At 75.3% G+C, this 21,123-nt stretch carries 17 protein-coding genes; 10 read left to right on the top strand and 7 right to left on the bottom strand.

The features are described 5' to 3' along the window. Positions 1–101: 101 nt before the first annotated feature. From rsgA to Saso_RS31190, 3 genes are all read left to right on the top strand, one after another. Positions 102–1,322 (top strand): ribosome small subunit-dependent GTPase A, encoded by a 1,221-nt coding sequence (rsgA, locus tag Saso_RS31200; protein ID WP_189923155.1) that lies wholly within the window; start codon positions 102–104, stop codon positions 1,320–1,322. A gap of 101 nt (positions 1,323–1,423) precedes the next feature. Next, a complete protein-coding gene (locus Saso_RS31195) occupies positions 1,424–2,845 on the top strand; it encodes a bifunctional transcriptional activator/DNA repair enzyme AdaA (protein ID WP_189923157.1) in 1,422 nt (473 codons plus the stop codon). Further along, complete coding sequence (locus Saso_RS31190) at positions 2,842–3,330, top strand: methylated-DNA--[protein]-cysteine S-methyltransferase (protein WP_307822274.1); 489 nt, start codon at positions 2,842–2,844, stop codon at positions 3,328–3,330. Before Saso_RS31195 ends, Saso_RS31190 begins: the two co-directional genes overlap by 4 nt. 42 nt (positions 3,331–3,372) lie before the next feature. On the opposite strand, the gene Saso_RS31185 is transcribed toward Saso_RS31190, so the two are convergent. Together Saso_RS31185 and Saso_RS31180 are read right to left on the bottom strand one after the other, a co-directional pair. Then, positions 3,373–3,855: a DUF456 domain-containing protein gene (locus tag Saso_RS31185; protein WP_189923159.1), complete on the bottom strand. Its 483-nt coding sequence runs from the start codon at positions 3,853–3,855 to the stop codon at positions 3,373–3,375. Between the two features lie 85 nt (positions 3,856–3,940). Continuing rightward, positions 3,941–4,924 carry a helix-turn-helix domain-containing protein gene (locus Saso_RS31180; protein WP_189923161.1) on the bottom strand — a complete coding sequence of 328 codons (984 nt, stop codon included), beginning with the start codon at positions 4,922–4,924 and terminating at the stop codon, positions 3,941–3,943. A 465-nt stretch (positions 4,925–5,389) separates the two neighbouring features. Between Saso_RS31180 and Saso_RS31175 the strand changes: the two genes are divergently transcribed. Then, the gene (locus Saso_RS31175; protein WP_189923163.1) at positions 5,390–7,399 is read left to right on the top strand and encodes a protein phosphatase 2C domain-containing protein; all 2,010 of its coding nucleotides are present in this window, start codon (positions 5,390–5,392) and stop codon (positions 7,397–7,399) included. A 61-nt stretch (positions 7,400–7,460) separates the two neighbouring features. After that, positions 7,461–9,203: a pyruvate dehydrogenase gene (locus tag Saso_RS31170; RefSeq protein WP_189923165.1), complete on the top strand. Its 1,743-nt coding sequence runs from the start codon at positions 7,461–7,463 to the stop codon at positions 9,201–9,203. Positions 9,204–9,240: 37 nt separating this feature from the next. Here Saso_RS31170 and Saso_RS31165 read toward each other — a convergent pair whose 3' ends face one another. Beyond that, positions 9,241–10,725 (bottom strand): helix-turn-helix domain-containing protein, encoded by a 1,485-nt coding sequence (locus tag Saso_RS31165; RefSeq protein WP_189923167.1) that lies wholly within the window; start codon positions 10,723–10,725, stop codon positions 9,241–9,243. Positions 10,726–10,949: 224 nt separating this feature from the next. Here Saso_RS31165 and Saso_RS31160 point away from each other — a divergent pair, with 224 nt between their 5' ends. After that, complete coding sequence (locus Saso_RS31160) at positions 10,950–11,573, top strand: hypothetical protein (protein WP_189923169.1); 624 nt, start codon at positions 10,950–10,952, stop codon at positions 11,571–11,573. Between the two features lie 1,087 nt (positions 11,574–12,660). Next, entirely contained in the window at positions 12,661–13,149 is a 489-nt protein-coding gene (locus Saso_RS31155; RefSeq protein ID WP_189923170.1) for an ATP-binding protein, read from the top strand. A 147-nt stretch (positions 13,150–13,296) separates the two neighbouring features. On the opposite strand, the gene Saso_RS31150 is transcribed toward Saso_RS31155, so the two are convergent. Beyond that, complete coding sequence (locus Saso_RS31150) at positions 13,297–14,367, bottom strand: DUF2637 domain-containing protein (RefSeq protein ID WP_189923172.1); 1,071 nt, start codon at positions 14,365–14,367, stop codon at positions 13,297–13,299. A 313-nt stretch (positions 14,368–14,680) separates the two neighbouring features. Next, a complete protein-coding gene (locus Saso_RS31145) occupies positions 14,681–15,544 on the bottom strand; it encodes a (2Fe-2S)-binding protein (RefSeq protein ID WP_189923174.1) in 864 nt (287 codons plus the stop codon). 156 nt (positions 15,545–15,700) lie between these two features. Between Saso_RS31145 and Saso_RS31140 the strand changes: the two genes are divergently transcribed. Further along, positions 15,701–16,579, top strand: a complete 879-nt coding sequence (locus Saso_RS31140; protein WP_189923176.1) for a GntR family transcriptional regulator — start codon at positions 15,701–15,703, stop codon at positions 16,577–16,579. Positions 16,580–16,602: 23 nt separating this feature from the next. Here the strand turns inward: Saso_RS31140 and Saso_RS31135 are convergent, their stop codons facing one another. Further along, positions 16,603–17,388 carry a hypothetical protein gene (locus Saso_RS31135; RefSeq protein ID WP_189923178.1) on the bottom strand — a complete coding sequence of 262 codons (786 nt, stop codon included), beginning with the start codon at positions 17,386–17,388 and terminating at the stop codon, positions 16,603–16,605. Positions 17,389–17,557: 169 nt separating this feature from the next. Next, positions 17,558–19,249: a PucR family transcriptional regulator gene (locus Saso_RS31130; RefSeq protein ID WP_189923180.1), complete on the bottom strand. Its 1,692-nt coding sequence runs from the start codon at positions 19,247–19,249 to the stop codon at positions 17,558–17,560. Between the two features lie 387 nt (positions 19,250–19,636). Here Saso_RS31130 and Saso_RS31125 point away from each other — a divergent pair, with 387 nt between their 5' ends. Together Saso_RS31125 and Saso_RS31120 are read left to right on the top strand one after the other, a co-directional pair. After that, positions 19,637–20,527 carry an FAD binding domain-containing protein gene (locus Saso_RS31125; RefSeq protein ID WP_189923182.1) on the top strand — a complete coding sequence of 297 codons (891 nt, stop codon included), beginning with the start codon at positions 19,637–19,639 and terminating at the stop codon, positions 20,525–20,527. Further along, positions 20,527–21,123 carry a (2Fe-2S)-binding protein gene (locus tag Saso_RS31120; protein ID WP_189923184.1) on the top strand — a complete coding sequence of 199 codons (597 nt, stop codon included), beginning with the start codon at positions 20,527–20,529 and terminating at the stop codon, positions 21,121–21,123. Before Saso_RS31125 ends, Saso_RS31120 begins: the two co-directional genes overlap by 1 nt.

Raw genomic sequence — 21,123 nt, 5'->3', positions numbered from 1 at the left:
AGACGTTCGTCCACTCCACCTCCGCGGTCTCCGGCTGACCACGTCCTTCCTTCCGCGCGCCCGTGAGCGCGCCGCCGGGACCGCCCTGTGAAGGGTCTCCCTTGACTTTCCCCGCTTCTTCCGCGGCTTCCACCTCCTCTTCCACCTCCTCTTCCGCTTCCCTTTCCGCTTCCCCGGTCGCCGCTTCCCCGGCGGTTCCCGCAGCGTCGGACGCACCGGCCGCGCCGCATCCCCTCGCCCCCTACGGCTGGGACGCGGACCGCGAGGCCGAGTTCGCGCCCCACGCCGCGCAGGGGCTTCTGCCCGGCCGTGTCGTGCGCGTCGACCGCGGCCTGTGCGACGTCGTCACCCCGCACGGCACCGTCCGCGCCGACACCGAGTTCGTCGTCCCCCGGGACCCGATGAGGGTCGTGTGCACGGGCGACTGGGTCGCCGTCGACCCCGAGGGCCGCGACCCGCGCTATGTGCGCACGCTGCTGTCGCGGCGCACCGCCTTCGTGCGGTCCACCTCCAGCAAGCGCTCCGAGGGCCAGATCCTCGCGGCCAACGTCGACCACGCCGTCGTCGCCATGTCCCTGGCCGTGGAACTCGACCTGGGCCGCGTCGAACGGTTCCTCGCGCTGGCCTGGGAGTCCGGCGCGCAGCCCGTCGTCGTGCTCACCAAGGCCGACCTCGTGCCCGACCCCGTCGCGCTGTCGTACCTGGTCGAGGACGTCGAGGCCAGCGCGCCCGGCGTGCCGGTGCTCACCGTCTGCGCCCGGGACGGCGTGGGCGTCGGGGAGCTCGCCGGCCTCGTCCACCGGGGCACCTCGGTCCTGCTCGGGGCGTCCGGCGCGGGCAAGTCGACCCTGGCCAACGCGCTCGTGGGCGCCGACGTGATGGGCGTCCAGGCCACCCGGGACATGGACGGCAAGGGACGGCACACCACCACCACCCGCAACCTGCTGCCGCTGCCCGGCGGCGGCGTCCTCATCGACACGCCCGGGCTGCGCGGGGTCGGCCTCTACGACGCGGGCACCGGGGTCGGACAGGTCTTCTCGGAGATCGAGGAGTTCGCCCGCGACTGCCGCTTCCACGACTGCGCGCACGAGGCCGAACCCGGGTGCGCCGTCCGCGCGGCCGTGGAGGACGGGGAGCTGCCCCAGCGCCGCCTGGAGAGCTACCGCAAGCTCGTGCGGGAGAACCAGTGGATCGTCGCCAAGTCCGACGCCCGGATGCGGGCCGACGTCCGGCAGGACTGGAAGCGCAAGCAGGCCGTCGGCCGGGCGGCGGGCGAGGCCAAGCGGGGCCGCGGGCCGTGGCGCCCCGCCCCGCCCCGCTGAAGGCCGCCCCGCTGACGGCCGTCCGGCCGACCGCCGCCCCGTCGGACTCCGTGTCCGAATCCCGCTAGCGGGGTGGCGCCCGGGCGCGAAGACTGGGGTGCATGAGGGACCAGGACACCCGCTACGAGGCGGTCCGCAGCCGGGACGCGAGGTTCGACGGCGCGTTCTTCTTCGCCGTCGAGACCACCGGCATCTACTGCCGGCCCAGCTGCCCCGCCGTGACGCCGAAACGCCACAACGTGCGCTTCTTCGCGACGGCCGCCGCCGCGCAGGGCTCGGGGTTCCGGGCCTGCCGGCGGTGCCGCCCGGACGCCGTGCCCGGATCGGCGGACTGGAACGTGCGCGCCGACGTCGTCGGCCGGGCCATGCGGCTGATCGGCGACGGGGTCGTGGACCGCGAGGGAGTCACCGGGCTCGCCGGACGGCTCGGCTACAGCGCCCGGCAGGTGCAGCGGCAGCTCACCGCCGAAGTCGGCGCCGGGCCGGTCGCCCTCGCCAGGGCGCAGCGCGCCCACACCGCGCGGGTGCTGCTCCAGACGACCGGCCTGCCCGTCACGGAGATCGCCTTCGCGGCCGGTTTCGCCAGCGTCCGCCAGTTCAACGACACCGTCCGGACCGTGTACGCCGCCACCCCGACCGAACTGCGCGCCGCGGTGCGCGCGGCCCGCCGCACCGCGACCCCGTCCGCGGGGATCCCGCTGCGGCTCGCCCACCGCGGCCCCTACCACGCGGGCGCCATGTTCGACCTGCTCCGCCGGGAGGCGGTGACCGGGGTGGAGGAGGTGAGCGGGCCGCCCGGCGCACGGACCTACCGCCGCACGCTCCGGCTGCCGTACGGCACCGGGATCGCCGCCGTGGACGAACGGCCGGGCGGACCGGGCCGGGCCTCGGCGGTCCGTCCCGGCGGCTGGCTCGACGCGCGGCTGCACCTCACCGACCCGCGGGACCTCACCACCGCCGTCCAGCGGCTGCGCCGGCTGTTCGACCTCGACTCCGACCCGTACGCCGTCGACGAGCGGCTCGGCGCCGATCCGCGGCTCGCCCCGCTGGTCGCCGCCCGGCCGGGGCTGCGCGCGCCGGGAGCCGCCGATCCGGAGGAGTACGCGGTGCGGTCGCTCGTGGGGCCGACGGTCGCCGCGGCGCTCGTGCGCGCCCACGGCAAGGCCCTGGACGCGCCCTGCGGAACCCTCACCCACCTCTTCCCGGAACCGGCCGCCCTGGCGCAGGCCGCGACGGGACCCGGGCCGGAATCCGGGTGCGCCTTCGCCCTCGACGGACCGCTGGGCGCCCTCGCCACCGCCCTCGCCGACGGCGCCGTACGCCTCGACCCCGGCGTCGACCGGGACGACGCCCAGCAAGCGCTGGCGGCGCTGCCCGGCCTCGACGCCCGTACGATCGCGGAGATCCGTGCCCGGGCCCTCGGCGACCCCGACGTCGTGCCGCCCGGCGCGGACGTCCCCGACACCTGGCGCCCCTGGCGCACCTACGCCCTGCACCACCTGCGCGCCGCGGAGGAACGATGACCGACCTGACGTACTGGACGAGCGTGACGAGCCCGCTCGGCCCCCTGCTGCTCACCGCGGATCCCGACGGGCGCCTGACCTCGCTCTCCGTGCCGGGCCAGAAGGGCGGACGGACCGTGCGCGACGACTGGCGGCACGACCCCGGGCCCTTCCGCCCGGCGGGCGAACAGCTCGCCGCCTACTTCGCCGGCGAACTGAAGGAGTTCCACCTGCCGTGGCGTTGCGAGGGCACCGCGTTCCGCGAGCGGGTGTGGGCCGCCCTCGACTCCGTGCCCTACGGGGCGACCACGAGCTACGGCGAGATCGCCGCCCGGGTCGGCGCCTCGCGGATGGCCGTACGCGCCGTCGGAGGAGCGATCGGCGCCAACCCGCTGCTGATCGTGCGGCCCTGCCACCGGGTGATCGGCGCCGACGGCACGCTGACGGGATACGCGGCCGGCCTGGACCGCAAGATCACCCTGCTCACCCTGGAAGGCTCCCTCTGACATCGGCGGCTCTCCGGTGCCGGTCGGCCGGTCGGCCGGTGCTCATCCCCACAGCACCGCGCCCAGCCACGCGCCCATGATCAGCAGGCAGGTGAACAGCTCGGTGCAGACGCTGGAGCCGCCGCGGCGCATCGCCGTGCGCAGCGCCGCCCGGGCCTCGCCGTGCCGCCCGAGGCGCAGCCGCTCGCAGAGGTAGATGCCGCCCATGAAGCCGGGGATCGCCCCGAGCACGGGCAGCAGGAAGAAGCCGAGGAACGCGCCGAGCCCCGCGTAGACCGCCATCCGGGGCGTCGCGCCGCTCTCGCGCAGCTGCCGGGGCGGCAGCACCCAGCGGACCACCTGCGACAGCAGGAGCACCACCGTGGCGCCCATCAGCACGGCCCAGGCGACCGGCTGCGGATCCTCCAGCGCCCACCACAGGACCGCGGCCCACACCAGCCACGACCCCGGCACCCCGGGCACCAGCACTCCGCACAGGCCGAGCAGAATGACCAGTCCGACCAGCAGGAGTTGCGACGCTCCCATCTGCCCAGGGTGCCCGAACGGGGGAGAACCCGCAGGTCAAGGTGTACGGCCGCAGACCCGTGACCGGCCCGGCCGGGGCGGCGGGTCAGCGCTCCCGGGCCACCCAGCCGCGCGCGTACGCGTGCCAGCCCAGCTGCAACCGGGTCGTCACGCCCGTCAGCTCCATCAGCCCCTTCACCCGGCGCTGCACGGTGCGCAGCCCGAGGTCGAGCTGCTTGGCCGCGCTCGCGTCGGTCATCCCGGCCAGCAGCAGCGACAGGATCTCCAGGTCCGTGGCGTCGGGACCGTCCGGGGCCTGTTCCGCGACACCGCCCGCGACCAGGCGCAGCGGCAGCGACTCCCGCCACACCGACTCGAACAGCCCCGACAGCAGCTCCAGCAGCCCGCTGGCGTGCACCACCAGCGCGGCGGGCTCCGTCGAGCGGCCGGTCAGCGGCACCAGGGCGAGCGAGCGGTCGGCGACGACCAGCTTCGTCGGCACCCGGTCGGCCACCCGCACCTGCTCGTCGCGCTCCAGCGCGGCGGCCAGCTCCGTCATGCCGTCCGGCTGCTCCAGCACCGCCCGCTCCAGGACGACGCGGTAGCGCACCCCGCGCGCCGCCGCCTGCTCCTCCGCCTCGTTCTCGCCGCCCGTCACCGCCACCGGGGTACCGGTGACCAGCGCGCACACCTCCTCGCTCGCCCCGAGCTGGATCTGGAGGAAGCGCTGGGCGACGGCGGCCGCGCCCGTCACCACCTCGACGAGATCGTGCACCGCGGGTTCGGCGGCCGCCGCCCGGTACTCCTCGGCCAGCAGCGCGGCGGCCAGCTCCGCCTTGTCCAGTTCGTGCCGCTGCTGGGTGAGCAGCGCGCCCAGGGCGACGCCCGGAGGTGCGGCGACCCAGCGGCCGGGACGACCCGAGGACTGCGCGGCGAGGCCGTGCCGCTCCAGCCGCCGCAGCGCGCGCTCGGTGTCGTGCTCGCCGAGGGTCAGCCGGCGCGCCAGGTCGGGCAGGTCGGCGGCGCCCACGGACACCAGCGCCCGGTACGCCGACTCGTGCGTCTCGTCGAGCCCTATCGCTCCCAGCATCGGGTGCCGTCCTCCTTCTGACGTCGGGTGAGTGGCGGGAAACAGCCACGGCGTAAACCCGCCGTCGCACATCATCGCCGTACCGGCGGTCACTCTGCCAAGGTGTGGCCACGGCCTGCGCACGTGATCATCCCCCGGCCATGACCGACGGGGTGACCGGCGCCGCCGTGCGGAACCCGGAGTCGAAACGGCCGTCGCGCCGCGGCGCCGGGTCCGTCCAGGAACGTGACGTGGGTCCGGGACGCGCAGGGGCGCTCAGGGGATCCGGACCCGGGTCACCGCGTGTCGCCGGGCGGTTCTCCCGTGGGGGGTGGAATCGCCCGGCGACCCCTGGCACGTCTCCGGCACACCTCCTGCGGCACTGCCGTCCGGGCCGTCACTCGACCGACTGTTCGACGCCCTCGCCGTGGCGCATTTTCCGGATGCCCCGTTTTCATCCGGCCCGTGCGGTGGACAATCGGGGACATGAGCCAGCCAGGGGGAAGGCCCACCGGTCACGAGGACGACTGGTGGGGGCAGCTGTACGACGACGACACCGCCGAGGACACGGGGCCCGCGCGCACCGGCGACTCCCTGGACGACCGGTTCGCCTCGGCGGCCGGCGCGGTGCATCCGGCCGCGGGCACGGGGGACGGGGCGGCCCCGCCGGACCCGGAGTCCACGGGCGGGCCGGGCGGCCCCCGCGCCCCGCACACGGTGCCGGCGCCGCGTGCGCATCCGCCGGGCTCCGCCGGACGGGGCGACTGGTGGGCCGCGCCCGCCGGGACGGCGGGGGCACCGCCCTCCGCGGAGGCCATCGTGCCGTCGCCGAGGACGGGTCCCCCGGCGGAGTCCGGCTCCGGCCGGGACACCGCTCGGGCCGACGGCCCCGGCATCCGGCCGTCGGGCGCGGGACGCGGTGACGGGTCGGCCGACGCCCCGCGCCACGACGAGCGCGGCGGCGCGGGCGGGTCCGAAGACCGGGGCGCCGGGCCGGCAGCGGGTGTCCGCGCGGGCGACGCCGGAACGGCCGGCGCCGGAACGGGTGCTGTCGGAACGGGGCCGGGTAGCCGGCCGCCGGGGCGGCAGCCCGCGCCCTGGGAGCCGCCGCCGGATACGCCCCCCGGACCCACCAGCTTCCCGGCCGGCCCGCTGCCGCCCGGCTTCCCGCACCGCGCCGGCCCGCCGGATCCCGGCCCCCGCGCCGCCGCGTCCGACGCCGGATCCGCGTCCAGCGGGGGACCCGCGTCCGCCCGGGCACCCCGGGCGCCCTCGCAACCCCCGCCCCCGTCGGCCCCGCCCGTGCCGCCCCCGCCGCCGACGGCGCCCCCCGCCGGTCCGCGGGGCACGGCCGGGCAGGGCCCCGGCTCGCCCCCGCCGCCCGTACCGGCCCACGCCCCGCCGCCCCCGCGGGCCCCCACCGTCTCCGTCGACGGCGCCGCGGGCTCCTTCGGCCCGACGGACCCCGCGCCGCCGGCCGGCGCGGCTGCGGACCGGCGGCCCACCCTCCTCGACGTCCCCGCGCTTCCCGACCCCACGGACCACATCGGTTCCGGCCCGCCCACCTACGACGCGGAGCCCACCGCCCTGCCGCCCGCCGACCCGGACGACCTCGACGACCTGGTCGCCGACACCGTCCTGGACGGAGCCAGGTACGGGGTGTTCGCACTGCGGGCCGCGTCCGTGCGGGGGGACTCCGCGCGCTACCGGGGCGAGCCCCGCCGCGACTCGCTCCTCACCGCCCGCTTCGGCACCGGCGAGCACGCGCTGGTGCTGGTGGCGATGGCGACCGGCGCCCGGGCGACCCCGGGCGCGCACCGCGCGGCGGCCGAGGTGTGCCGGTGGATCGCACAGGCCGTGGGCCGCAGTCACGTCCGCCTCGCGCAGGACATCAGGGCCGCCCGCCGCGGGGACCTGAAATCGGGCCTGCACCGGCTCACCGACCGCAGCCTCGGCCGGCTGCGCGCCGGAGCCGCGGAACAGGGCCTGGAACCCGACGAGTACGCGGCCACCCTGCGCTGCCTGCTGCTGCCCGCCGATCCCGCCTGCCGCACGCGGGTGTTCTTCGGCGTCGGGGCCGGCGGGCTGTTCCGGCTGCGCGACGGGGTGTGGCGGGACATCGAGCCGCAGGTGAGCGAGGTGACGGGCGAGCCGGTCCTCGGGTTCGGCTCACTGCCCGCCGAGACGCCCGACGGCGACCGGCTCACCATGGACCTGGGCATCACGACCCCGCCGAACCCCTACGACCCGGACCCCGGACCGCCCCGCGAACCCTTCCGCTTCCGCGCCTCCGTAGCCCGGCCGGGTGACACGCTCCTGATGTGCAGCACCGGCCTGGCCGAACCGCTGCGCGGCGAGCCCGACCTGTCGGCCCACCTGTCCGCGCGCTGGTCGGACCCCGCGCCGCCCGGACTCGCGGCGTTCCTCGCCGACACCCAGGTACGGGTGAAGGGCTACGCCGACGACCGTACGGCCGCCGCCGTCTGGGAGGCGTGAGCGGGTCGCCGCGGTCACTGTGGAGGGGGGACCCGAGGAGACCGAAGGGGTGCGTCGATCCATGGCCAAGCAGAACGTCGCCGAACAGTTCGTGGACATCCTCGCCCGCGCGGGGGTGAAGCACCTCTACGGCGTCGTGGGGGACAGCCTCAACCCCGTCGTGGACGCGGTGCGGCGCAACCCCGCGATCGACTGGATCCACGTCCGCCACGAGGAGACGGCCGCCTTCGCCGCGGGCGCCGAGGCCCAGATCACCGGGCGGCTCGCGGCCTGCGCCGGCTCCTGCGGTCCCGGCAACCTCCACCTCATCAACGGGCTCTACGACGCCCACCGCTCCATGGCCCCCGTGCTGGCCCTCGCCTCGCACATCCCGTCCGCCGAGATCGGTCTCGGCTACTTCCAGGAGACCCACCCCGACCAGCTGTTCCGTGAGTGCAGCCACTACAGCGAACTCGTCTCCAGCCCGAAACAGATGCCCCGGCTGCTGCACACCGCCATCCAGAACGCGGTCGGGCGCGGCGGTGTCAGCGTCGTCTCACTGCCCGGGGACATCGCCGACCAGCCCGCCCCCGAGAAGGCCGTCGAGACCGCGCTCGTCACCGCCCGGCCCACCGTGCGCCCTGGCGACGCCGAGATCGACGCGCTGGTCGCGATGATCGACGCGTCCGACAAGGTCACCCTCTTCTGCGGCAGCGGTACCGCGGGCGCGCACGCGGAGGTCATGGAGTTCGCCGGGAAGATCAAGTCCCCGGTGGGCCACGCCCTGCGCGGCAAGGAGCACATCCAGTACGACAACCCCTACGACGTCGGCATGAGCGGCCTGCTCGGCTACGGGGCCGCCTACGAGGCCACGCACGAGTGCGACCTGCTGATCCTGCTGGGAACCGACTTCCCCTACAACGCCTTCCTCCCCGACGACGTGCGGATCGCCCAGGTCGACGTGCGGCCCGAACACCTCGGCCGGCGCTCGAAACTGGACCTCGCGGTCTGGGGCGACGTGCGCGAGACCCTGCGCTGTCTCATCCCGCGGGTGCGGGCCAAGGAGAACCGGCGCTTCCTCGACCGCATGCTGAAGAAGCACGCCGCCGCGCTGGAAGGGGTGGTGAAGGCGTACACCCGCAAGGTGGACAAGCACGTGCCGATCCATCCCGAGTACGTCGCCGCCGTCCTCGACGAACTCGCCGACGAGGACGCGGTGTTCACCGTCGACACCGGTATGTGCAACGTCTGGGCGGCCCGCTATCTGACCCCCAACGGGCGGCGCCGCGTGATCGGTTCCTTCTCCCACGGTTCCATGGCGAACGCGCTGCCCATGGCGATCGGCGCCCAGTTCACCGACCGCCGCCGCCAGGTCGTGTCGATGTCGGGGGACGGCGGCTTCACCATGCTGATGGGCGACTTCCTCACGCTGGTGCAGTACGACCTGCCGGTCAAGGTGGTGCTCTTCAACAACTCGTCCCTGGGAATGGTCGAGTTGGAGATGCTGGTCGCCGGTCTGCCCTCGTACGGGACGACCAACAAGAACCCCGACTTCGCCGCCGTCGCCCGCGCCTGTGGCGCCCACGCCGTGCGCGTCGAGAAGCCCAAGCAGCTCGCGGGCGCGCTGCGGGACGCCTTCCGGCACAAGGGCCCGGCCCTCGTGGACGTGGTGACCGACCCCAACGCCCTGTCCATCCCGCCGAAGATCAGCGCCGACATGGTGACCGGGTTCGCGCTCTCCGCCTCGAAGATCGTCCTCGACGGCGGGGTGGGCCGGATGGTCCAGATGGCCCGTTCCAACCTGCGCAACATGCCTCGGTTGTGAGGGGACCGGTGACGCGTACGCGGCTCAGCCGGCGGTGTCAGCCGGTGGGGACCCACCGGCGGGCGCCGTCGACGTTGCCGTACCAGTAGCGGGGCAGGCCTTCGATGCCGCTCGTACGGAAGGGGCGGCCGTGGTCGTCGACCCGGACGGTCCCGGTGCGGCCCTGCGACGACCAGTCGAGTTCGAGGTACCAGTCGCAGGCGCAGGTCGCGGTCCGCGCGGTGACCAGCAGCACCTCGGGGTCGGTGCTGGACACGCGGTACGGCAGGCTCACCGCCGGGATCGGCGTGCCCGCGTCGTTGCCGGCCACCGAGCGCGCCACGGGGCGGTCCTTGTCCAGGTCGACCGCGAAGTACCGCTCGGTGAGATCGCCGCCGCAGCCCTGTTCCATGGCGTACACGACACCGGGCAGGGGTGCGGCACGGCCGACGACCCGGACGCGCAGCGCGGTGAGCACCACCGCCGTCGACGTGCGTCCCTGCACCGTGATCTCGACGTCGGTCTCCCGCCCGTGCACGGCGCCCTGCGCGCTCGCCCAGGCACCGGCGTCCTGCTGCGCCGGGGGCGGCGGGACCTGCGCGGGCTGTCTGTCGATGACGTAGTCGTGGGCGCAGCCGAGCGCCCAGACCTGGGAGTCGACGGTGTAGGTGAGCGGGGTGCCCGAGGCGGGCGCCGGGGCCGTGCCGCCGTCCGCCGGAGCGCCGGCGGCGGGTGAGGACCCGGAGGGGCGGCCGGTGGCGGACGCGGTGGCGGACCCGACGGCGGTGCCCGGACCGGTGCGGGGCGAGGGGGAACCGTGGAGTCGCCCGGCCGTCGTCCTGGCTGGCTCCGAGGCGACGGCGGAGGGCGTGGGAGTCCCGACGACGACGTCGGAGGCCGAGGGGTGACCGCCGCCCGGCAGCGCGGACAGGGTGGCGAGCACCGCGCAGGTGACCGCCACGGCGACCTGGGTGCGCCGGCGCGGCAGGCGACGAAGAGGCCGTACGGGTTCCGCGTCGGCACCCCGGGTCCCGGCATCGGACTCCGGCGTCACGTCTTCGGGTGAGGCGGGTGAGGGTGAGGGCGTCGCGTGCTCGGCGGCGGGTACGGGTGTCGCTTCTTCGGTGGCCGGTGCCGGTGCCGGTGCCGGTGCCGGTGCCGGTGTCCCGTCCTCGGGCGCGGCGGGTGCCTGCCGGGGCTGCGTGGCCTGCGGGGTCAGGGGAGCCGCCAGGGGGCCTTGTCGTCCGGAAGGCTCCGAGGGTGTCGCCGTGGCCGGGGGCCGTCGGCGGGCCGCCACCGCGCGCAGCCACCGCCGGTGCAGTTCGAGCCGTTCCTCGGGTCCCGCACCGCAGAACTGCGCGAGCCGTTCGACCGGGGCGAAGTCCTGCGGGACCGCCTCCCCCGCGCAGTACCGGTGCAGCGTCGAGGTGTTCATGCCCAGCCGGCGCGCGAGGGAGCCGTAGCTGCGTTCCGTGCGCCCCTTGAGTTCGGTCAGCAGCGCCGCGAACTCCGTCACCTCGGCCGTACCGTCGTCGGTCGACACCGTTCTCCCCGTGGTCCCTCGGCCCGGCGGTCATCCCAGGCACTCATATACCTGCACGTCAGATGGGCTGGGATGGTTCCACCACGGTCCATCGGGCGAAGAACGTTGCACCGGGCGGCCCGCACCGCCGATGCTCGGGTGGTCGCACCGACCGGTGCCGGGCCGACCGAACGGCACCGCGGCGGCCGGCCACATCCACGCATTTGCATCCACGGGGGACCTCCATGCCCAAGCCCACCCGAGCGGGCACGCTCACCGCACTCACGGCCGCGGGCCTCGCCCTCGGCGCCGTACTCGCCGCACCGGCGGGCGCCGCCGTCCCGCGACCGCCCGGCTTCCTCTCGGCCGCCGACCTCCCGCCCTACCCCGGCTCGTCCTGGACGGCCGGCCGGGTCACCCCGGGCGTCCCCCCGGAGACGGCGGCGGACCCCTGCCTCGGCACGGCGCTGGGCGACGGACGTGGCTCCTGGTACCGGGACTTCCGCACCGACCTCGACGCGGGTGCCCGGCAGGTGAGCGTCGAACTGCCGGGCGTCGCGGCGGCCAAGGGCAGGTTCTCGCGGATCACCCGGGACATCGCGTCGTGCCCCGCGCGGATCGAGCGGGCCGACCCGGGGACCGAGGCCAGGCTCGAGGACTTCGGCAAGCTCGACGTGGAGGAAGGCGCCCGTGTCTACGGCCTGCACACCGAGACCTCGTGGGGTGCGAGCGACATCCGCCTCGTCTCGGTCGGCCGGGACGGCTCCACGGTGACGGTCGTGGACTGGGGGCGGCTCGGCGACTTCGACGACGCTCCGGTGAAGGCCTTCGAGAAGACGACCGTCACGGCCGTCACCAAGCTCCACTGACCCAGGGGCCGCCCGCGGCCGCGAAGGACCGGGCCGTCGTCCTCCCGCCACGGGGGTCGGGAGGACGACGGCCCCGCACACCCGCCCCGTCCCCGGGCCACCGCCCGCCGTCCGGTCACGCCGTGCACCGTGCGGGACCGTCGCCGGAGGCGTTCGTGCGGGACGGAAACCGGCGGAATCCGGCCAACCTCGTCGGGCGGGAGGAGCCGGTTCCGCCGCCGGGGGTTCCCGCGGGCCGGATCCGCACGGCCCGGGGCCCGGCGGCCCGGTGTCCGGCGCACCATCGGCACCCGTGGCACCGGGAGTGACCGGAACACCCCGACGTCAGGCACCCGCCGCGGCCCTGCGCGCCGGAGTTCGGGCAGGTCGGTGGAGGGGGACCTGGGGGACGGGCCGATTCCCGGCGGTCGGCGGGTCGTCGGGCGGGATGGCGGAGGCCGCCGGCGCGCCCGGGCCGGCCGTCGCGTCGACCCGACGGCGCCGTGGACCGCCGCACGGGCGGGGGAGCGACCGTCATGTGCCGATGCGCGGGGGCACGCCCTTCGAGCGGCCCGCCCCGGCCGTCACCCACCGTGTCCGCGGGTCGGGGAGCGCAGTCCGCCCCGTGACCCCGGGCCCGCACCCGGTGGCGTCGGCTTCCCGCCCGGCCCCCGGACGCCGGCCGGACCGCTCGCGGCCGACCCGCCTACCAGGGCCTTCGCCCGTGACGGCGCTCGGGGAGGGGGCCGCGGCGGGCGTACCCGGCCCGGCCCGCCGGTGCCGGTCCGCCCCGGCGTCCGGCCCGCCGACGACACGGGCGCCCCAGGGGCCACGTGCCGCACCGAAGCCACGAACCGCCACACTTCACACCGGCGTTGCGCGCGGGGGAGGGGGCGTACGCGCCGTGTGCGCCCCCTGCTCCGAGGGGTCGGGCGGCGCGGCCCGGCGGTCGCCCGGAGCCCGGGCGTATTCCAGGGGCCTGCTCCAACATGGCTGAACACCCGGGCGTCAATGGTTCGACATGACTGGCGCGGTGCCGACCGGGCAAGGATCCCCGTGAACGTGTTCGAGCAGGAGGGGAACCCACATCGACACGCGGGCGGGGGTCATGGAGAGGCAGGCACGGGGAAGCGGTCCGACGGCGGTCGCGGGCACCTCGGCGACGAGAGGGACGGGGGAGACGACGGCCGGGGACGTGACGGAGCAGGACCGGGCACCGCAGCTCAGGCGCCGGCTCGGGCGGGCGGATCTGCGGGCGGTGCCCGAGACCCGCCGGGCCCTGCGCGAGCTGCTGCGGGACTGGGGCAGGCCGGGGCGTTCGGAGACGGCGGAACTGCTCACCAGCGAACTCGTCACCAACGCCCTCGTGCACACCGACGACGACGCGTTGCTGACGGCCACCGTCTCGGCGTCCGGCCTGCGGGTGGAGGTACGGGACTCGGCGGCCCACCGCCCCCGGCCCCGGGTGCCCACCGCCGACGAGGCCACGCACGGCCGGGGACTGGTCCTGTTGGAGTCCCTCGCGGACACCTGGGGGGTCCGGGCGCAGGGCGGCGGGAAGGTCGTCTGGTTCGAACTGGGCGCCGGAGCCGCCTGACGGGTGGACGGGCGGACGGCGCCCGTCGGTTCGCACGCCCGGCCGTACGACGGCGGGCCGGTGACGGTCCGGGGCAACGGGAAGGGGGCGCGACCGCCGAGGTCGCGCCCCCTTCCCGTGGTGCCCGGCCGGCCGGCCGACCGGCCGTCAGCCGAACTGCTGCTCCAGGTCCTTGAGCTTGCGCTCCAGGGAGTCGAGGCGCGGCAGGGCCATGGTGTCGTCCTCGGCGGTGAGGTCGACGGTGACCGAGGAGTCGGCGCCGTGGCGCACGGGCTGGAGGGAGGGCCGTGAGCGGACGGGGAGCTGCTCCGACGAGTTCGCTATCGCAGGCTCCGCGGGGACCCGCTCGGCCGTGGCCGGTTCGAGGGCGGCCGGGGCCTCCACCTGACGGCCGCCGCCACCGCCGCCACCGCGGCCGGGGAAGCGGGGTCCGTGACCCCGGCTGATCGCCTTCAGCTGGGCCCGCTCGACACGGTGCTGCTCGCGGCGGCGCAGCTTCGTCTCCTCCTTGCGGGCCTTGTCCTCACGGACCTCGTCGACGGCCTCGTCCAGGCTGCGCACGTTCTCGAGCAGCATCAGCGACCAGGCCTTGTAGGTCTCGCGAGGGGCGCGTGCCCAGCGCACCACACGGATCTGAGGCAGCGGACGGGGGACGAGACCCTGCTCGCGCAGGGCGGCCCGGCGGGTCTGCTTCAGGGCGCGGTCGAAGAGCACGGCCGCCGAGAGCGACATGCCGGAGAAGAACTGCGGCGCACCGTCGTGACCGAGGCCCCGGGGGGCGTGCACCCAGTTGAACCATGCGGCAGCGCCCGCGAACGTCCACACGAGTATGCGGGAGCCGAGGGCGGCGTCGCCGTGACTGGCCTCGCGCACGGCGAGGACGGAGCAGAACATGGCGGCGCCGTCGAGGCCGAACGGGACCAGGTACTCCCAGCCGTTGGTCAGGCCCAGGTTCTGCTGGCCGAAGCCGACCAGGCCGTGGAAGGAGAGTGCGGCCGCCACGGCCGCGCAGCAGAACAGGAGGACATAGGAGGCGGTGCCGTATATGGCCTCCTTGCGCCTGCGGCGCTCCTCGGTACGCTCCCACGAATCGTCCGCGCTCGCGTTGGCCCCGGAGGAGCGCTTGCCGCGCGCGAGCACCGCCACCGCCGCCAGCATGCCCAGGAGCAGTACGGCGCCGGGAAGCAGCCAGTTCAGCGATATGTCGGTCAATCTCATCAGGGGTCCCTTGCATTGGGATAGGGCGTAACGCCCGCCATAGTGGCGCAACCCCGCCGTCCCTCAGGGGGTTTCGGGGCAAGAGGCCGCCAAGGAGGTGCAAGGGGATGCCCAGGGCGACGTTCTGCTCGAACTGCCGCTTGAGGGGCGGGAGTTGAGTTCGAATAAGACTACCCGTACGGGTGGTTCCACGGAAAGTTCCCGGGGCAAGTGAGGAAATTGTGAAGTGCCTGTGACCCCGGGAGCAGGGCAGTCGGGGTGATCTTAGGGGACGCCCCCGGGCCCCCCGTCTCCGGGGGTGCCTGAGCGGTCGTCAACTCGCGGCGCCGGCGGTGAGTTCGGCCGCGGTCAGCCGGGCGAAGCGGTCCGCGTCGCAGGTGCGCGGGCAGGTGACGCAGGTGTCCTCGGGGCGCACCGTGTAGAACATGCAGCAGCTCGCCCGGTCGCGGGTGGGGACGGTCTCGCCGCCGGGGCCGGTCAGTTCGCGGAAGGACGCCGAGCCCACGTAGGGGCGCGTGGCGCCCGGCAGGAGCAGCTCCAGCTCCCGCCTGGCCCGCTCCTGCTCGCCCTCGCCGAACAGCTGCGCGACGTACCACAGGCTCTCGACGATCTCGTCGGTCACCATGCCCCACAGGGCCCGGCCGCGACGGCGCGCCGACGGGCCGAACCCGGCGAGCACCGGCTCGTGGTGCTCCGCCAGCGCCGCCCGGACCTCGGCGCGCAGCGCCTCCTCGTCGGGCACCACCCGGGCCCCGGGCAGCAGCGCCGCCGGATCGCCCGGCAGGCAGGCGAAGGAGGGGGTCGGCCGGACGGCCATCCGCATCCCGCCGCCGGTGCGGTCGTACGAGACGTGTGTCACGGGCAGGCGGGGCACGCGGCGGTGCAGGAACCACGGGACCGTGATCAGCAGACAGGCGGGCCACGCGTACCGGTGCAGTCCGAAGCTGGCGACGACGTCGGGCCGTGCGGGCCGGCCGTAGTCGCGGACGACCTGTGCGTCGTCCCAGGCGAGGAACGCCTCCAGGGCCGTGCCGCCCGCCGCGAGCTCGGCCGCCGTGACCCAGCCGCCGCCCTGCGGGAAGGGCTCCCGGTGCCCGAGCTCCGTGACGGTCAGGTCGGGGAAGACCTCCGTGAGGCGGGCGTAGGCCTCCGTTGTGGCCGACGGGGCTGTGGGCATGCCGGGACCGCCGTTTCGGGGACGATTAAAGGTAAGCCTTACCTTACCCAATCCTGTTGGGATTTGAACTGACGCCCGGTACGCCTAAGGTGCTTGACGGACGAGTAACAACCCGCCGTAATGACCCCAAGTACCGACAAGGCCGGAGGAGGCCCCGTGGAGCGGAGTGCGCAGGGCTCCACCGGTACCGGAACCCCGGCCGTGCCGGGCGCCGACGAGCGGTCCCGGGTGCCGGCCCAGTCGCGCGGGTCCGTCGGCTCCGCCGCGTCCGCCGGATACCCGGACGGTGCGGAGCCCGACCGGTGCGGCCCGACGGGTGCGGCCCGCGGGGAGCACACGCACGGGGAGACCCCTTCGCCCGCGCCCGGCTTCACCCGGGCCGCGGGGCCCGCGGCGCCTGTCCGCCCGGTCGTGCAGCGGGCCTCCGTGCGCGGCCAGATCCTCGACGCCCTGCGCACGGCGCTCGTCGGCGGGGAACTGCTGCCGGGCGAGGTGTACTCGGCGCCCGTCCTCGGCGAACGCTTCGGGGTCTCCGCGACGCCGGTGCGCGAGGCGATGCAGCAGCTGGCGCTGGAGGGCGCCGTCGAGGTCGTCCCCAACCGGGGGTTCCGGGTGATCGTGCGGGGCACGCGCGAGCTGGCCGAACTGGCCGAGGTACGGGCCCTGATCGAGGTGCCCGTGATGCTGCGGCTGGCCCGTACGGTGCCGGCCGAACGCTGGGCGGAGCTGCGGCCCCTCGCGGAGGCGAGCGTGCGCGCGGCTGCCTCCGGCTGCCCGGCCTCGTACGCCGAGGCCGACCGGGTCTTCCACCGGGAGGTGCTCGCGCTGTCCGGCAACGAGCAGCTCGTCGGGTTCGCCGAGGACCTGCACCGCCGCTCGCAGTGGCCGCTGGCCGCCGGGCCGGTACGGCGCGGACGGGCGGACCTGGTGGCCGACGCGGCCGAGCACATGGCGCTGCTGGAGGCGCTGACCGCGGGGGAGCCGGACGCCGCGCAGTCACTGGTCCGCCGGCACTTCACGCCTGCCCCCGGCTGACCCGTCCCCGGTCGGGGGCGGCCTCAGACCCCGGTCGGGCTCGGGGTGGCCGGTGGGGTCAGCTGGCGGGCCAGCCAGGTCGGTACACCGCCCAGCAGCCGGAAGAGCCGCCGGGCCTCCTCGCGCAGCCGCGACGCCTCCGGGTCGGTCTCGGCGTCGGCCAGCGAGGCCAGCGCCGGTGCGGTCCCCACCAGGTAGCCCAACTCCTCCCGGATGCGCAGGGATTCGGCGAAGCCGTGCCGGGCCTCCGCCATCTCGCCGTCCCGCAGGGCGAGTCCGGCGAGATGACGCCAGGTGAAGGACAGCAGCAGCGAGTCGGAGTGGGCCGCGGCCGCCGTGTGCGCCCGCCGGTACGCGGCCCTCGCCGCCTGCGGGGAACGGGAGATGTTCTCCGCGAGCAGTCCCCGGCGGAAGTCCAGCAGCGCCCGGCCCGCCGTGTCGGGCGGGATCAGCGCCGCCGCCCGGCCGAGCGCGGCCCGCGCCTCGTCCACCCGGTCGCGCACCCCGTGCAGCGTGGCCGCGTAGGCAAGCTGCCCCCGTTCACAAGCGGCCGCGCCGCGTTCCTCGTCGTCGTGGGCGAGCGCCTCCGCCGAGCGCAGCGCGTCCTCGGCGTCCTGCCAGCCCTGCTCGGTGTACAGGCACCGTTCCACGAGCAGCGCGGCCCGCTGGACGGCGCCCGCCGCGGTGTCGGGCGGGATGAGGGCCGCCGCGTCGGCCCAGCAGGCCCGTGAGCGCAGCCGCCACACCGCGGTCTGGAGGGGATCGTCACCTGAGGTCGTTCCGGTACCGGACATGGCGGTGTACGCCACGTTGCCCTCCCCGAGCGCGCCGTCGAGCTTTGAGTGGTGGCCGCATCTCAGCACGGATCAAGGGGCCGGGCCAAGGGGGCGGGTGAAGGATTTCACAAAGTCGTGGGACTCCGTGACCGAATGGCTCCGACGGGGGGCGCCCGACGGCGACGGCCGCCCCGGCCGGGCGTCAGCTCATCCGCAGGGCCAGGAAGAAATCCAGCTTGTCCTCGAGCCTCGAGAGGTCACGGCCCGTCAACTGCTCGATCCTGCCCACCCGGTAGCGCAGTGTGTTGACGTGGAGGTGCAGACGGGACGCGCACCGGGTCCACGAGCCGTCGCAGTCCAGGAACGCCTCCAGCGTCGGGATCAGCTCGGCGCGATGGCGCCGGTCGTAGTCGCGCAGCGGGTTCAGCAGCCGGGCGGTGAACGCCTTGCGCACGTCGTCCGGGACGAACGGGAGCAGCAGCACGTGCGAGGCCAGTTCCTGGTGGCCCGCGGCACAGACCCGGCCGGGGCGGGCCGCGGCGACCCGCCGCGCGTGCCGCGCCTCCTCCAGCGCCCCGCGCAGCCCCTCCGCCGAGTGCACGGCCGCGCTGACGCCGAGCGTGAGCCGCCCGTCGCCGTCGAGGCCGGCGGAGAGCGGTTCCCGTACCGCGGCGAGGAGGGCGTCGGCGAGGACGCCGGTCTCGGAGCCGTCGTGCTCGCTCGACACGGCCGGCAGCGGCACCAGGGCGACGGCCTCGTCGCCGGTGTGGGCCACGGCGACGCGGTCGGACGGCTCGGGGCCGGTGGCGAGCGGGTCGACCAGGATCTCCTCCAGGAGCGCCTGGGCGACCGGGCCGGCCTCCGGGCCGCCTTCGTCCCATTCGACCCGGGCCACGACCACCTGCCAGTGCGGGGCAGCCCCGAGGCCGGGCAGCAGCACCGGCGCGGCGACCCGCAGCCGGGCCGCGATCTCCGCCGGGGCCGCGCCCGTCTGGACCAGTTCGAGCACCTCCTGGGCGAGCCGCCTGCGCACCGAGCGCGCGGCGTCGCGCCGGTCCCGCTCGACGGCGATCAGCTGGGTGACGCCCTGGAGCAGGTCCAGGCGCTCCTCCGCCCAGTCCCCGGCGTCGGCCTCGACGGCCAGCAGCCACTCCGAAAGGACGCTCTCGCGCACGTCCCGCGGCGCCTGGGTCCCGGGGAGGGACTGGGGAGCGCGGCCGCCGCCGCGGATCGGGAAGAGCGAGTACGTCGTCTGCCCCAGGACCAGCCGGTGCGGGCCCCGCCGTCCGCCGCGGACGGCCGCCAGATGCTCGCCCGCGAGCCGCGCGCACGCCTGCGGCGACAGGGCCGGCGCGGCCGGCTTCGGGCCCGCGATGAGCCGGCCGGTCGGGGACAGGACCCAGGCGCGCAGGTCCAGGTCGGAGCCCAGCAGGTCCAGGACCACGTCCGGGCCGCCGCCCGCCGGACCCGAGGTCATCATCCGCCGGTGCCGGTCGACGACGGCCGCGAGGTCGCCCGCGCGCTCACCGGACACCTGCCGAACGACGTGCTCCGTGATCGTCGCGAAGGCCACCGACTCGTGCACCGCGAAGAGCGGCAGACGGTGCCGGGCGCAGGCGACGGCCAGGTCCTCGGGGACGGCGCCGAGCTCCGCCTCACCGGCCGCGAGCGCGGCCACCCCGGCCTGCACCAGGATCCGTACGAACGGTTCGGAGTCCGCCGCGTCCCGGCGCCAGGCCAGGCCCGTGAGCACCAGTTCCCCTCCGGAGAGGTAGCGGCTGGGGTCCCGCAGGTCGGTGGTCATGACACCCCGTACCGCGCGGTCGAGCTCGTTCTCGCCGCCGAGCAGCCTGAGGCCCAGCGCGTCGGTGTCCAGCAGTGCGCGCAGCCGCATCTCGTCGCCGCCGTTCTTTGTCTCGAAAACTACGATGGATCCTGAAGGACGTGAGGGGGCGGGCCGCCGCCGGAGCCGCCCTCCCGGGAGGCCGGCCCGCGCGGCGGACAGTCACCAGCCGCATTCTTCGATCGCCGGGTCGTTCCCCGTGTTTCCGGAGGAAAACGAGGAGGTTACCGAGGTCGTCCGTTCATACGAATCTACAAGATGCCTGGGCCGACCAGCCAACTCCTTCATGGTTTCGGTGACTGACCCGGTCGGAGCACGGCGCTGTGTACTGGCCCCACTCCACGTGAACACCACAGGTACGAGCCGGGCCCGCCGCACCCGATTCTGGCTCGATCGAGACGACTCACGAGATCCACGAGACGAAGAAGAGAGCCGGTCATGGACTTCCTTCGCCCCGCCAGCTGGGAGGAGGCGCTCGCCGCGAAGGCCGAGCACCCCACCGCTGTGCCGATTGCGGGTGGCACCGACGTGATGGTCGAGATCAACTTCGACCACCGCAGGCCCGAGTACCTGCTCGACCTGAACCGCGTCGGCGACCTCTACGAGTGGGAGGTCGGCGAGGACAGCGTGCGGCTCGGCGCCTCCGTGCCGTACACCCGGATCATGGAGCACCTGCGGGCGGAGCTGCCGGGCCTCGCCCTCGCCTCGCACACCGTCGCCTCTCCGCAGATCCGCAACCGCGGCGGCGTCGGCGGCAACCTCGGCACCGCCTCCCCGGCCGGCGACGCCCACCCCGCCCTGCTCGCGGCCGGCGCCGAGGTCGAGGCGGAGTCGGTGCGCGGCACCCGCCGCATCCCGATCGACGCGTTCTACACCGGGGTGAAGCGCAACGCGCTCGCCCCCGACGAGCTGATCCGCGCCGTCCACGTCAAGAAGGCCGACGGCCCGCAGCAGTACTCCAAGGTGGGCACCCGCAACGCCATGGTCATCGCCGTCTGCGCGTTCGGCATCGCGCTGCACCCGGCCTCGCGGACGGTCCGCACCGGGATCGGCTCGGCCGCGCCCACCCCCGTGCGGGCGAAGACCGCGGAGGAGTTCCTCGGCGCGGCGCTCGACGAGGGCGGGTTCTGGGACAACGGGAAGATCATCACCCCGTCGGTGGCCAAGCGGTTCGCGGAGCTGTGCGCCGCCGCCTGCAACCCCATCGACGACGTGCGCGGGACGGCGAGCTACCGCCGCCACGCGGTGGGCGTCATGGCCCGCCGGACGCTGACCTGGACCTGGGAGTCGTACCGCGGCGCCCGCCGCACCGCCGAGGGAGCCGCCTGATGCGAGTCAACTTCACCGTCAACGGACGTCCTCAGGAAGCCGACGACGTCTGGGAGGGCGAGAGCCTGCTGTACGTACTGCGCGAGCGGCTCGGGCTGCCCGGTTCGAAGAACGCCTGCGAACAGGGCGAGTGCGGCTCCTGCACGGTCCGGCTCGACGGCGTCCCGGTGTGTTCCTGCCTGGTCGCCGCCGGCCAGGCCGAGGGCCGTGACGTCGTGACCGTCGAGGGCCTCGCCGACCACGCCAGGCAGCGCGCCGAACGCGCCGGCCGCGCGACGGGCCCCTGCGGCACACCGGGCGCCCCGCCCGGGGAGGCCACCGACGGCCCGACGGCGGACGGCGCCGGCTCCCGCCCCGGCGAGGAAGCCGCGCTCGCCCCGATCCAGCAGGCGTTCATCGACGCGGGCGCCGTCCAGTGCGGCTTCTGCACGCCCGGTCTGCTGGTCGCCGCCGACGAGATGCTGGAGCACAACCCGAACCCGACCGACGCCGACATCAGAGAGGCGCTCTCCGGCAACCTCTGCCGGTGCACCGGCTACGAGAAGATCATGGACGCGGTCCGCCTGGCGGCCGCCCGGCAGGGAGAGGCGGTCTGA

The sequence above is a fragment of the Streptomyces asoensis genome, assembly GCF_016860545.1.
GTDB lineage: Bacteria > Actinomycetota > Actinomycetes > Streptomycetales > Streptomycetaceae > Streptomyces > Streptomyces asoensis.
This window is presented reverse-complemented; position numbering and strand designations above follow the sequence as displayed.

What these genes read in the sequence shown, in the direction of transcription:
- Saso_RS31195 (WP_189923157.1), top strand. Translation starts at nt 1,424, where the DNA reads ATGAGGGACCAGGACACCCGCTACGAGGCGGTCCGCAGCCGGGACGCG.
- Saso_RS31190 (WP_307822274.1), top strand. Translation starts at nt 2,842, where the DNA reads ATGACCGACCTGACGTACTGGACGAGCGTGACGAGCCCGCTCGGCCCC.
- Saso_RS31185 (WP_189923159.1), bottom strand. Translation starts at nt 3,855, where the DNA reads ATGGGAGCGTCGCAACTCCTGCTGGTCGGACTGGTCATTCTGCTCGGC.
- Saso_RS31180 (WP_189923161.1), bottom strand. Translation starts at nt 4,924, where the DNA reads ATGCTGGGAGCGATAGGGCTCGACGAGACGCACGAGTCGGCGTACCGG.
- Saso_RS31175 (WP_189923163.1), top strand. Translation starts at nt 5,390, where the DNA reads ATGAGCCAGCCAGGGGGAAGGCCCACCGGTCACGAGGACGACTGGTGG.
- Saso_RS31170 (WP_189923165.1), top strand. Translation starts at nt 7,461, where the DNA reads ATGGCCAAGCAGAACGTCGCCGAACAGTTCGTGGACATCCTCGCCCGC.
- Saso_RS31160 (WP_189923169.1), top strand. Translation starts at nt 10,950, where the DNA reads ATGCCCAAGCCCACCCGAGCGGGCACGCTCACCGCACTCACGGCCGCG.
- Saso_RS31155 (WP_189923170.1), top strand. Translation starts at nt 12,661, where the DNA reads ATGGAGAGGCAGGCACGGGGAAGCGGTCCGACGGCGGTCGCGGGCACC.
- Saso_RS31150 (WP_189923172.1), bottom strand. Translation starts at nt 14,367, where the DNA reads ATGAGATTGACCGACATATCGCTGAACTGGCTGCTTCCCGGCGCCGTA.
- Saso_RS31145 (WP_189923174.1), bottom strand. Translation starts at nt 15,544, where the DNA reads ATGCCCACAGCCCCGTCGGCCACAACGGAGGCCTACGCCCGCCTCACG.
- Saso_RS31130 (WP_189923180.1), bottom strand. Translation starts at nt 19,249, where the DNA reads ATGCGGCTGCGCGCACTGCTGGACACCGACGCGCTGGGCCTCAGGCTG.
- Saso_RS31125 (WP_189923182.1), top strand. Translation starts at nt 19,637, where the DNA reads ATGGACTTCCTTCGCCCCGCCAGCTGGGAGGAGGCGCTCGCCGCGAAG.
- Saso_RS31120 (WP_189923184.1), top strand. Translation starts at nt 20,527, where the DNA reads ATGCGAGTCAACTTCACCGTCAACGGACGTCCTCAGGAAGCCGACGAC.